A 12,266-nucleotide genomic window follows, 5' to 3' on the forward strand; every position below is an offset into this window, starting at 1 on the left:
CTATATCTTTGAAAACTAAAGGAGACAATCATGTCTAAGCGGACCATCTACGCGCCTTCACGGCGTCAATTCATGCAGGCCGCGGCTGGTGCCGGCGTGGGCTTGCTGGCGGGCGCGTCGCCCTTCGCCGCGTTTGCCCAGCCCAGGGGCGAGCTTGTGGTGTCCAACTGGGGCGGCGACTGGAACAGCAACGTCATGAAGGCGTTGGAAACCCCCCTGCTGGAGGACAAGGGCATCAAGGTACGACGGGATTTGGCGAGCGCGCCCGCGCGCAAATCCAAGCTGCTCGCCGAGCGCAACCTGCCGCGCGGCAGCGTCGATATTGCTCACCTGACAGACGCCGACGCCTACGAGCTGCAGGTTCAGGGCGTCCTCGAAGAGATCGACTATGACCGGATTCCCAATGCCAAGAACCTGCTGTCCATGTCGGGCATGGACAATAAGTTCTTTGCGCCTTGGGTGTATAGCGGTGTGGAGCTGATCTATCATCCCGAAAAGATTTCCGCGCCGACCTCCTTCAAGGACTTGATGAAGCCCGAATACAAGGGGCGGGTCGGATTGATCGACCAGATTTATTTCAACTACCTGTATGCCTTCTCGCTGGTCGGCGGCGGCACCATGGGCAATATCGAGCCGGCCTTCCCGACCTTGCTCAAGCTGAAGGAACAGGTCGACCCCAAGATCTATCCCTCGCACCAGCAACTGGTCGCCGCCATGCAGTCCGACGAGATCTGGATCTCGGCGAACTACAAGGCGCGGGCCGCCCAATGGGAAGCGGACGGCCTGCCGGTCCGCGGCGCCTATCCCGCGGAAGGCGGCATCGCCATCCGCTTTGGCGTGGTGATTCCGAAGCGGGCGCCGAACAAGGACCTCGCCTACCACTACATCAATGAGATGCTGACGCCGCAAGCCTGCCACACGCTGGCCGAGCTGACCTACTACGCGCCCGCGATTTCCAATGTGACCCTGCCCGAAACGTTGTCCAGACAAGTGCAGTTCAGCGAAGAACAGCAAAGCCGCCTGCATGTGGTCAACTTCGAGTATGCCGCAAAGCACCAGCCGGAATGGCTTGAATGGTGGAACAAGAACATCAAGGTGTAGGGTTCGGTATGAACGGAGCTGCCCATCGTTCGTTGCTCAAGCCGCGCGGCCTGACCGCCGCCGCGCTGCTGGCACCGTCATCGCTAGCCGTCCTGGCGGTGCTGATAGGGCCGCTTTTCCTGCTGTTTCGCTATAGCCTGAATCAGTTCGATCCGACCGTCCTGATGGTCGAGGCCTGGTCGGCGGAAAACTACATCAAGTTCTTTTCAGACTCCTTTTACAGGGATGTCCTGTTTCGAACCATTTACATCGGGGTCGTCAGTACGTTTGTCTGCTTGATACTGGGTTTCCTGCCGGCCTACTTCATCGCCCGGACCCGTTCGGTGAAGATGAAAAGCATCTTGATCATCACGGTCATCCTGCCGCTGCTGATGGGCAATCCGGTGCGGGTGGCCGGCTGGCTGGTGCTGCTGGGCGACCGGGGCGTCATCAATTCTGCGCTGATGTCGACCGGCGTGATCAGCGAGCCGCTGGCCCTGCTCTACACCGATCTTGCGGTCATGATCGGGACGATTTCCGTGCAACTGCCTTTCATGATCATCACCCTGCAAAGCGTGATTGAGTCGATTAGCCCCTCACTGGAAGAAGCCGCTCTGGGGCTGGGTGCCAGCCACTGGCGCGTGTTCTATCGGGTCCTGTTGCCGCTGTCCACGCCTGGCATTGTCGTGGGCACGGTGCTGTGTTTCATGATGGGCATGAACGCGTATGCGACCCCGGTGCTGATCGGCGGGCCGACCTTCCACATGATGGCCCCCAAGGTCTACGAGCAGATCACCAAGGCGAACAACTGGCCGTTCGGGTCGGCGATTTCCGTCATTCTGATGGTCACGACCTTGCTGCTGACGATATTTTCGTCCTGGCTGGTCGGCCGCATTTCCCAGGATCGCATGATGGCGGCTAGATCATGAAGACACCTCTGCGTACCTGGTCCTATCGCGCGGCGGTGTTCCTGTCCCTCGGGTTTGTCGTGGCACCGCTCGTGGCGGTCGTCTGGGTCAGTGTGTTTTCCAACAAGGTGATCAGTTTCCCGCCGCTGGGCTATACCTTTGGCTGGTATGTCAACGCTTGGGAACTGGTCGATTTCCGCGAAGGATTCTGGCTGAGCCTGCAGGTCGCACTTGTGGCCACGGGCCTGGGGCTGCTGATCGGCGTCCCGGCGTCGCTGGCGCTGGCCCGCGCCGAGTTTCCGGGCAAGGCTTTTGTCAACACCCTGTTGCTGTCGCCCATGATGGTGCCGGCGATTGTGGCCGGCAGTGGCGTGTACATTTACTTCATCCAGATCGAGCTGTTCACCGGCATACAACTGGTCGCCACGCTGCCTGGGCTCATCATTGCGCACGTGGTCATTGTGATTCCCTGGGTCGTGCGCCTGGTGACCACCTCTTTGTTGTCCGCAAACGAAAGCATCGAAGAAGCGGCCCAGAACCTGGGCGCCACCCCGTTGACGACCTTTTGGCGGATCACGCTGCCGATTGCCCGTCCCGGCCTGGTGGCCGGCGCGCTGTTCAGCTTCATCGTCTCGTTTACCGATCTGGAGAAGTCCTTGTTTCTGGTGGGGCCGGGCCGGACGACGCTGCCGATCGCGATCCTGAACTACCTGGAGTGGAACCTGGATCCGACCGTGGCAGCGGTTGCCACCGTCCAAATTTTCCTTATTGGCTTTGCGCTGATCGTCTCCGATCGGTACGTGAAACTGAGCAACGCCTTTTAAAGCCGCCTATGTCTTATATCGAATTCAGAAACGTCACGAAATACTATAACCAGACGCGTGCGGTTGACAGCTTCAACCTGTCGATGGACAAAGGCGAGATGGTTGCGCTGCTGGGACCCAGCGGTTGTGGCAAGACGACGACCTTGCGCATGCTGGCCGGCTTTATCTCGGTCAGCGAGGGCCAGATTGCGCTGGATGGTCGCGAGATTACGCATGTGCCCGCGCATCAGCGGAATATCGGGATGGTGTTTCAAGGCTATGCTCTTTTTCCGCACATGACGGTCGCAAAGAACGTGGCGTTTGGCCTGGAGATGCAGCGACTGAAGAAAAGCGACATCGATCAGCGGGTGCAGGAAGCCCTGTCGCGCGTTCGCCTTGGCGAGTTTGCGGACCGCATGCCGCGCCAGCTTTCGGGCGGCCAGCAGCAGCGTGTGGCACTGGCCCGGGCCATGGCGATCAACCCCGATGTGCTGTTGCTGGACGAACCTCTGTCGGCGCTTGACGCCAGGCTGCGCCATGAGGTTCGCGCCGAGATCAGGCAACTGCAGCGCGAGCTGAACTTGACGACGCTCATCGTGACCCACGATCAGGATGAGGCGCTGAGCATGGCCGACCGGCTGGTCGTCATGAGCAAAGGGTGCATCGAGCAGATCGGCACGCCCGCGCAGCTTTACGAGACGCCCGCCAATCGCTTTGTCGCCGAGTTCATGGGAAAAACCAATCTGCTCGAAGGCTCGCGCGTCGAGGCCGATGGCTTTCGGACCCACAGCGGCATCATGCTCAGGACGACGCAATCGGGCGGCCGGGACGCCAAGTGCCTGAGCTTCCGGCCCGAGCGTGCGCATATTGTGCCGGCGGATGCCGCCGAGGATTCCTCTCTGAATTCGCTGTCGGCCACGATACGTCTGTTTACCTACTTGGGGCCGGTCGTCGAATGCCAACTGGGTCTGCCGGACGGGCAGTCCATCCAGGTCATGCTGCCCAATGTCTCCAGCACGACCTATACAACTTTTGCCGAGGGGACGCCCGTCAAGGTGCGCTGGTCTCCTGACGACTCGCGATTGCTGTCATGAACTACCAGGGGATGCCGGGCTGGCTGCGCAGCGCGTGTTCGGGACGCGTCTTTACCGAAGACGTCTATCCGGACGGCTGCCTGCATGCCGCCTTTGTGCGGTCGCCGCATGCGCATGCTTCAATTATCGACATTCATACGCGCATCGAGGGCATGGAGGGTGTCGTCGCAGTGTGGACCGCGGCTGACCTGCCCGGCCAGCCGCGGCCGATTCCCTGCATCATTCCGCTGAAAAACCGGGATGGAACGGCGCGCGCCGATCCCCCCCGCACGCTGCTGGCGCGCGGCAAGGTGCGCCATCATGGCGAGGCGGTCGCGATGGTGGTGGCCCGCACCGCCCGCATGGCCGAGGCGGCGGCGCGGCGCATCGACGTCGTGTACGAACCCTTGCCGCAGGTCACCCAGGCGGACTTGGCCCTGCAGCCCGGCGCGCCCCGGGTCTGGGACGACATTCCCGGCAATCTTTGCTTCGACTGGGAAACCGGCGATGAGGCGGCCGTTGAGGCGGCCATGCGGACGGCTGCGTCGGTCGTGGAGGCCAGCATCGTCAACAATCGCGTCGTCCCCAGCCCGCTGGAGACCCGCAGCGCGGTCGCCTGGGTCGACCCCGACACCGGAGAGCGCATCCTCATCACCCCCTCACAGGGCGCCCATTGGACGCGTGACGTCATTGCGCGCGATGTGCTGGGCTGGGATCCAGCGACGCTCGAGGTCATCACCCCTCGGGTGGGCGGCAGTTTCGGGATGAAGATCTTCGTCTATCCGGAGCAGGTCCTCGTCCTGCTGGCGGCGCAGCACCTCGGGCAGGCCGTGAAATGGGTGGCGTCGCGCACCGAGGCGTTCCTGAGCGACACCCATGGCCGCGACCATCACACCCGCGTCCGGCTGGCACTGGACGCTGATGGGAATTTCCTGGCGATACGGGCGGATACCGATGCCAATCTGGGGGCCTCCCTGTCCAACTATGGTCCGTTCAATCCGACCATGTGCAGCTCGCCGGTCCTGCCGGGCGCCTACCGATTCGGCGCCATGTACAGCCGTGTGCGCGGCGCGTTGACGCATACCGTTCCGCTCGATTCGTATCGGGGGGCGGGTCGCCCGGAGGCCAACTATGTGCTGGAACGCATCATTGACATTGCCGCGCTTGAGTTGAATCTGGATCGGGCGGCCTTACGCCGGCGCAACCTGCTCCGGCCCGCTGATCTGCCCTATACGACCTCGACGGGCGTGAGGCTCACCGGCGGCCTGTTCGCCGACAACCTGGAGCGCGCGCTCGAGAAAATCGACTACGCGGGATTTCCCGCCAGGCGCGACAAGAGTCGCGCCGGCAACAAGCTCAGAGGCCTGGGCCTGGCCAATTATCTTGAAACCAACGGCGGCATGGCCTTGGCGCGCGTGACCCAGCCGGACGGGGTGTCGCGCGAATCGGCCCGCCTCTGCTTCCGCCGCGATGGCCGCCTGCGCGCCGATGTGGGGACGCAAAGCAGCGGCCAGGGCCATCGCACCTCGTACACGAAGATCCTGGCGGATTATCTGGGCTATGACGCCTCGGCAATCACCGTGCACCAGGGACGCACGGATCGTCTGGCGCAAGGCATGGGGACGGGGGGATCCAAATCCCTGTTGTCCGGCTCGACCGCCTTGCTGCAGGCCGCCGATGCGGTCATCCTGAAAGCGCGCGAGTGGGCTGCCAAGGTGTGGGGCGTGCCGCTGGAACAGGTCCGCTGGGAGGCGGGGCGCCTGAGTTGCGGCGCGCGGCATTTCACGCTGCATGAGCTGGCCATCCTGGCGGTCGCCGATTTGCCGGAGGGCACGCCCCACCCCTTCGAGACCGAAGTCTGCGCCGCGATCACGGAGGGGACGTTTGCCAACGGCTGCCATGCCTGCGAGGTCGAAATCGATCCCGATACGGGTGCCGTGGACATTCTGAATTACGTGTCCGTCAACGACTTCGGCGTGATCATTTCCGACGACAAAGTCCGCAACCAGGTCGTGGGCGGGAGCGCGCAGGGCATTGGTCAGGCCTTGCTCGAAGACTGCCGTTTTGATCCTGATGACGGCCGGCTGATGACGGCCGACTTCGGGCGCTACCACCTGCCCCAGGTTGCCGACATGCCGCCGATGGAGGTCGTCCTGAACCAGGGCAGCGCCGGGGCCAATCGGCTGGGCATCAAGGGCTGTGGCGAGTCTGGCGCGAGCGCCGCGCCGCCCGCCGTCATGAATGCCGTTCAGGATGCCTTGAGCTCGGCGCTGGGCAGACAGGCATCGACGATTCAGATGCCCGCGACGCCTCCGGCCATCTGGGCACTTCTGCACGCTAAAGAGTCAAGGGCATGAACGACATGTTGCCATCGAACGAGCCGGCGCAACCTGGCTTCTGCCGCGTGAACACCGTCACGCGGCAGGGTGCTCCCGGCGGCGAATCCCTGCTGGAATGGTTGCGAGACGAGTTGGACTGCCTCGACGTACGCAAAGGCTGCGATACCGGTCATTGTGGCGCCTGCGCCGTCCTGGTGGATGGCCTGCCGGTCAAATCATGCAGTGTGCTTGCGCAGGAAGTGGGCGCCCGGCATGTCCATACCTTGTCGGGTTTATCGCTGCTCAAAGATCCTGCGGTAGTCGCCGTTTTGGCAGCCGTCGACCAGCGGCAACCGTTTCAGTGCGGCTATTGCGTGCCCGCCTTCGTGCTGGCCGCGATCGCGCTGTTGCGGGAAGCACCCGATCCGATGGAAGCGGACATTCATGCCGCCTTTGCCGGCCTGCTTTGCCGATGCACGGGTTATCTGCCTATTGTGGAAATGGTCATGCTCGCCGCCCGGTCCTTGCAGGACGGAGCGCCGGGTCAAGGGCGCGATGGGCGCACAATCTGAGCCGCGTGCGCCGCATGGCAGGCAGAAACGAGATGGTCATGATGGATAATCCTTTGAATTGGCACCGGCCCGCCGCGCTCGAGGATGCGCGGGCATTGCTGTTGCGCTTTCCGGACGCCGTGCCCATGGGAGGAGGACAGCACCTCATTCCACGTTGGCAACAGTCCGAGACCCCCGGCACGATCGTCAGCCTGAGCCTTGTGCCGGCAATGCGCGGTATCGAACGGAGCGGGCACACCCTCAGGATCGGTGCGGCTGTGACACTGAGCGAGCTTGCCGGATCGGCGGTGATCATGAACAGCCTGCCCGCCCTGTCGAGCCTGGCCGGCAACATGGGCGATCGGTTCATGCGCAACCGTGCCACCCTCGGCGGCGCACTGTGCACCACGTCCCAGGCGGGCTGCATACCCGCGGCCATGCTGGGCACAAAGGCAGTCGTGCATACCACGGCGCGTGATATTGCCTCGCAAGACTGGTTCCGGCCCCACCACGCGGGCCGCACGCTGGAGAAAGGCGAATTGATCGTCGGGGTGAGCCTTGAGATCCCGGATGCGGCAAGCCATCAGTGCCTGCGCCTCGTTCCCGGGCGCTTTGCGTTGCTGACCGTATTTGCGACCCGGACCGGGCACGAATTCGGGGTCGGCATCAGCGGCTTGGCCGCGTCCGCGTTTCGCGCGTTCGCGGCAGAGGCGTGGCTCGCCGGCGGAACAGCCGTCGATGAGGCGTTGGGCCGGATGCTCCAGGAACACCCGGCGCGTAGCGATATTTACGCCGGCAGCGCGTACCGGCAAGCCCAGACGAGGCGGCTGTTGATAAAGACCGCGGCGGCGCTGATTGCCGAGGCCCCCTGCGGGCCATCGGAGATGTGACGGGTCTGTTACGTCCTGCGCAGCCGGGCATTGCACAATCCGGCGGGTAGCCACTATCGTTAAGAGAGGCCGGGACGTCATGCGTGGCGGTGCGCGACGGGTGGACGTCCGGCCATGTGATATCACGGCTGCCGTTCTTCGGGCAGGCGGCCGGAGGTCCAGGCAATCAGGCGGATGCGGGTTTCGATACGACAGGGCAGGATGCGGGCGTTCACGGCATGTGCGCTGTGCGGCCTGGGGGTGTCGTGCGTGTCGCTGCGGTCAATGGCGGGTGTGGGCCCGGCTCTCCTGGATTTGTCCCCCCAGACCTATCCGGTGCGTCCCGTCCCGGAGGATGTGCCCATCGATCTGTCCGGCACCAGCGGTGCCGGGACCGGTGCGGGCCGGGTCGCGTCGTTCGGGCTGGTGCCCGCTGCGTATGCCTTGCGCATTCTGGACGGCCTCTACGGGCCGGACGGGGCGGTTGATGATGATCCCGCGGGTCGCGTCGATTCGGCGATCCCCGGCGTGGCCGATATCTGGTCCTTCGGGTCCAGGAGCTGGCGCTACGCCGGGTCCGCGGGATATGGCCTGACACTGGGCAACGAGCCTGTGCGCGCGCCCTCCTGGAGCCGGCCGACGCGCCTTGCGGGGGTGGGCGTGTACGGCGGCACGCCTCGCGGCATACGGCAGGCCGGCGGCTGGACGTATGCCGCCGCAGCCGGCGTGCTGGACGAGGACCCTTCCAGCACCGTCACGAGCGGCGGGCTGGCGTACGGCCCGGCAGCGTACGATGTGTCCTCGCAGTATGCGGTGGGCCCGGGCCTTTCCCTGGCCTCGCAGGTGCAGGGCATGCCGGAATTGCTGGCGCTGGGATTGGGCGGCGAGTATTCCGCGGGCGGTTGGGGCGCCGTGGCTCTCGGAGTCGCGCGATCCCGGCAATCGCTGGGCAGCGGCTGGCGCTATCAGTTGGGCTACAAGGTCGACGTGTTCAGCGATCTGGGGTTGTCCTGGGTCAACGAGCAGCGGGGCGCCGGCTATGCGGATCTGTCCACGTATCGCGAGGATCCGCTCGCTTGCGATTGCGTGCGCAACCAGTGGCGGCTGAGCATGCCCATGGGTCGCTGGGGCCGGCTCAGCGGCACCTACGAGCAGCGGAGCCGGGCGCTGGACGGGTTGCAGCGCACAGTCGGGCTGGCCCAGGGATTCCGCTATGGCCCGCACCTGAAGGTGCGCCTCGAGGCGAACGGGAATATCGCCACGGGCGCCTATGGGCTGGGCGCCCGCTTTTCGGTGCCGATCGACTAGTGCCCTGTTCGGTTCATCCGTACCTGGAGCGATCGCCTGACGGCGCCTCAGATATCCAGCACCAGCGGTTCGCCAGGATCCGCTCGCGAGACACAGGTGATGACGTATTGCCGGCGTTCCTCCGGGGTCAGGACGCTGTCGCGATGCTCCGGTTTGCCGGACAGGTAGGCAACCTTGCAGGTGCCGCAGGTGCCGTTTTCGCAGACCGAGTCGATCAGCACGGCAGCATCGCGCAGGGCGTGCAGGATCGATTCGTCAGCCGCCACGCTGACGTCCAGCTTGCGGCGCGCGGCGGTGACGGTCAGCGGCCTGTCCCCGGGCCGCGCCGTTGCGGGGTGGAAGTTTTCCTTATGCACCTGGACGGGATCCCAGTCTTGCAGATGAGATTCGATCCACTCCATGAAGCCGGGCGAGCCGCAAAAATACACGTGCCGGCCTGGCCGCGGCACGCCCAGCAGATCGGCCAGGGGTGGCGCATCCGCGGCGCCCGAGGAAATGATCAACCGCCCGCGCCCTGAAGCCAGGTAGGGTTCGAGCAGGTCGCGAAAGGCGACGTCTTGCTCGGTGCGTGTGAAATACAGCAAGCGGTAGTCGACCCCCCGCGCCTGCAGCGATGCCGCCATTGCCAGGAGGGGCGTGATGCCAATGCCGCCGGCGATCAACAGGTGGCTATCACCGTCCGCGAGCGGAAAATGGTTGCGCGCCGGCACCAGCTTGAGGAACCGCCCTTCGCGCGCGGACGTGTGCAACAAGCGTGAACCGCCGCGCCCCTCATCCTCGCGCTGCACGCCGATCAGATATTGGCGCCTATCCTCTGGATCGCCACACAGCGAGTAGTAGCGGGTTTTGCCATCCGGCAGCACAACGCCCACATGGGCACCCGCTTCATAGGCCGGGAGCTCGCCGCCGTTCAGCGCCACCAGGCGATAGGAACGGATGAGGTCGGTTTCCTGGCGAATCCGGTCGATGCGTACGTACAGGGGCTGAGAGGTGGCGAGCGCCGTGTCAGAGCCGCTTGGTGTAGCTTTCATCCAACATCCTCTGCATGTATTCGACGCTGCCGTCGCCTTCTCCGGCGCCCGTATGATCGCGCAGGATCTGGGCCGCGCTGGGCATGGCCGACAAGTCGGGCCAGCCCAGAGGGTTCCACAGGCTTGAGCGCAGCGCCGCTTTAGCGCAATGGATATAGCATTCGTGGACAGTCACACCCACGGCCACACCGACGCCGGGCGGCTGATTGCGCGGCGCCAATTGCTCGAGCAGCGAGCTTTCGGTCGTGATGATCGCGGTTCCATTGATGCGCAGCACTTCGTCGTAGCCCGGTAGCAGGAACAGCATGCCGATCGAGTCGTTTACCAGCAGGTTGCGCAGCGAGTCCACGCGCCGGTTGCCGGTGGATTCGGACCAGGCCAGGTGGTGATTGTCCAGGACCTTTACGAACCCTGGCTCGCCGCCGCGGGGGGAGGCGTCGCAATTTCCATCGCGGTCAGCCGTGGAGATCATGACATAGGGAGAGAAGCCGATAAATGCGCGCACGTGATCGTCGATGTCGGGGATCACTTTGTTCAGTACCAAGTCGGAGGGCGCCGGTATCCACTCTCGGAGCTGTTCCAACGTGTGGATGGTCTTGACGAAAGGGGATATGGTTTTAGCCGTCATGTTGACCTCAGAGTTTGCTTTGCGATGCGGGATCTCGATGCTATTATACTTATTGGATCCAATGGATTCAATGGATCCTAAAAAGCTTGGGCACGTTTCATTGATGCGAGGCGGCGGCAACCGATTGCCGCCGCCTCGCATCATCAAGACATAACAACGAGGAGCAATACATGAAGGCAATTAGAGTCGTCCTGGCGTCCGTTCTTGCGTCAGCGGCGTGCGCGGCCAGCGCGCAGACCGTTTGGGATTTCCCGGTCCCGTATCCGGATGGCAACTTCCACACGCGCAACATCGTCCAGTTCGCGCAGGATGTCGACGCCGCCACACAAGGCGCGTTGAAGTTCACCGTGCATTCCGCCGGCTCACTGGTCCCGCACCGGGAAATCAAGAGCGCGGTTCGGGATGGCCTGGTGCCGATTGGCGAGTTGTTCGCCTCGACGCTGGAAAATGAAAACGCGATCTTCAGCGTTGATTCGCTGCCGTTTCTGGCGACCAATTATGAGCAGGCCTGGAAACTGTACGAGGCCCAGAAGCCGCAAATCGAGGCGCACCTGGACCGCCAGGGCCTGTTGTTGCTGTATTCGGTGGCCTGGCCCGCGCAATCGCTCTACAGCAAGCAACAGTTGAACAGCCCCGATGATCTGAAGGGTCTGAAGTTCCGCGTCAACAGTCGGGCGACAGAGCGTTTCGCCTTGCTTGCGGGGATGACGCCTGTGCAGATCGAAGTGCCGGATATTCCGACTGCGTTCGCCACCGGCCGCGCCGATGCGATGGTCAATTCGCCCACGGGTGGCGTGGACGTCAAGGCCTGGGATTTTGTCGGCAATTACTATGAGGTCCAGGCTTGGTTGCCGCGCAACATCGTGATCGTCAACAAGCAGGCATTCAGCGCCTTGCCGCAAGCCCAGCGTCAGGCGGTGCTGGACGCCGCCCGCGTGGCGGAGCGGCGTGGCTGGGAGAGTTCCCGGGCCGAGGCGGACAAGGCGATTCAACGATTGCGCGCAGAAGGCATGAAGGTCCAGGCGCTGCCGGCCTCGCTGCAGGAAAAGTTCAGCGAGATCGGCGTCGCCATGGCCAAGGAGTGGGCGGCTGAGAGCTCCGCAGGCGGCAAGGCGATCCTGGATGCCTATCAAGCGGGCCAGTAAACAAAGGACATTCCCATGCTACGACGCATTTATGCTTGGGCGGCGGTGGCCTCCGCCCTGTGTCTGGTCGCCATTCTGGTCCTGGTCTGCATCGAGATTTCCGGGCGCGTGTTCAATGGCGCCCGGATCGCACTGGGCATGGACACGGTGAATGCGACTGTTCCCTCGCTGGCCGAGATTTGCGGCTATCTGCTGGCGGCAGCGACCTTCCTCGCGCTGGCCGATACCATGGCGCGCGGCGTGCACATCCGGGTCAGCCTCGTGCTGGAAAACTTGCGGGGACGCGCCCGCCAGGCGTGCGAGCTGCTTGTCTGCCTGGTGGCGTTTGGCGCCGCGTTGTCCTGCGCGTGGGGGATGGGCCGGCTGGTGATCAAAAGCTGGTATTTCGGCGATGTCTCCGCGGGGCTGGTGCCGGTGCCCCTGGCCTTGCCGCAGGCCGTCATGTTCCTGGGCCTGGGCCTGTTGTGCGTGAGCCTGCTGGATCGTTCGGTCGCGATCGCGCGTAGCCGGCCGGCGGAGATTTCCGGCGCGGCCGATCCGATGGGGGAATGA

At 63.8% G+C, this 12,266-nt stretch carries 12 protein-coding genes; 10 read left to right on the forward strand and 2 right to left on the reverse strand.

All coding sequences use genetic code 11. The features are described 5' to 3' along the window. Positions 1-30: 30 nt before the first annotated feature. The 8 genes from ABS761_RS08315 to ABS761_RS08350 all read left to right on the forward strand — a co-directional run bounded on the left by ABS761_RS08315 (position 31) and on the right by ABS761_RS08350 (position 8,910). The gene (locus ABS761_RS08315) at positions 31-1,101 is read left to right on the forward strand and encodes an ABC transporter substrate-binding protein (RefSeq protein ID WP_350407701.1); all 1,071 of its coding nucleotides are present in this window, start codon (positions 31-33) and stop codon (positions 1,099-1,101) included. A gap of 8 nt (positions 1,102-1,109) precedes the next feature. Further along, a complete protein-coding gene (locus tag ABS761_RS08320) occupies positions 1,110-2,009 on the forward strand; it encodes an ABC transporter permease (RefSeq protein WP_350407703.1) in 900 nt (299 codons plus the stop codon). Then, positions 2,006-2,812, forward strand: coding sequence for an ABC transporter permease (locus ABS761_RS08325; protein WP_350407704.1), 807 nt, complete (start codon positions 2,006-2,008; stop codon positions 2,810-2,812). Before ABS761_RS08320 ends, ABS761_RS08325 begins: the two co-directional genes overlap by 4 nt. An 8-nt stretch (positions 2,813-2,820) precedes the next feature. Further along, the gene (locus tag ABS761_RS08330) at positions 2,821-3,885 is read left to right on the forward strand and encodes an ABC transporter ATP-binding protein (RefSeq protein ID WP_350407705.1); all 1,065 of its coding nucleotides are present in this window, start codon (positions 2,821-2,823) and stop codon (positions 3,883-3,885) included. After that, entirely contained in the window at positions 3,882-6,221 is a 2,340-nt protein-coding gene (locus tag ABS761_RS08335) for a xanthine dehydrogenase family protein molybdopterin-binding subunit (RefSeq protein ID WP_350407707.1), read from the forward strand. The genes ABS761_RS08330 and ABS761_RS08335 overlap by 4 nt, the downstream gene beginning before the upstream one ends. Continuing rightward, on the forward strand, positions 6,218-6,754 hold the full coding sequence (locus ABS761_RS08340; RefSeq protein ID WP_350407708.1) for a (2Fe-2S)-binding protein: 537 nt from the start codon (positions 6,218-6,220) through the stop codon (positions 6,752-6,754). The genes ABS761_RS08335 and ABS761_RS08340 overlap by 4 nt, the downstream gene beginning before the upstream one ends. A 38-nt stretch (positions 6,755-6,792) precedes the next feature. Continuing rightward, positions 6,793-7,623, forward strand: a complete 831-nt coding sequence (locus tag ABS761_RS08345) for an FAD binding domain-containing protein (RefSeq protein ID WP_350407710.1) — start codon at positions 6,793-6,795, stop codon at positions 7,621-7,623. A gap of 201 nt (positions 7,624-7,824) precedes the next feature. Next, complete coding sequence (locus ABS761_RS08350) at positions 7,825-8,910, forward strand: hypothetical protein (protein WP_350407711.1); 1,086 nt, start codon at positions 7,825-7,827, stop codon at positions 8,908-8,910. Between the two features lie 47 nt (positions 8,911-8,957). On the opposite strand, the gene ABS761_RS08355 is transcribed toward ABS761_RS08350, so the two are convergent. Beyond that, positions 8,958-9,941 carry a PDR/VanB family oxidoreductase gene (locus ABS761_RS08355; protein ID WP_350407713.1) on the reverse strand — a complete coding sequence of 328 codons (984 nt, stop codon included), beginning with the start codon at positions 9,939-9,941 and terminating at the stop codon, positions 8,958-8,960. After that, a complete protein-coding gene (locus tag ABS761_RS08360) occupies positions 9,916-10,569 on the reverse strand; it encodes an MSMEG_1061 family FMN-dependent PPOX-type flavoprotein (protein WP_350407714.1) in 654 nt (217 codons plus the stop codon). Before ABS761_RS08360 ends, ABS761_RS08355 begins: the two co-directional genes overlap by 26 nt. A 170-nt stretch (positions 10,570-10,739) precedes the next feature. Between ABS761_RS08360 and ABS761_RS08365 the strand changes: the two genes are divergently transcribed. After that, positions 10,740-11,714, forward strand: coding sequence for a TRAP transporter substrate-binding protein (locus ABS761_RS08365; RefSeq protein ID WP_350407716.1), 975 nt, complete (start codon positions 10,740-10,742; stop codon positions 11,712-11,714). A 15-nt stretch (positions 11,715-11,729) separates the two neighbouring features. Then, positions 11,730-12,266 (forward strand): TRAP transporter small permease, encoded by a 537-nt coding sequence (locus tag ABS761_RS08370; protein WP_350407717.1) that lies wholly within the window; start codon positions 11,730-11,732, stop codon positions 12,264-12,266.

Source organism: Castellaniella sp. GW247-6E4 (assembly GCF_040276065.1).
Taxonomy (GTDB): Bacteria; Pseudomonadota; Gammaproteobacteria; order Burkholderiales; family Burkholderiaceae_B; genus Castellaniella.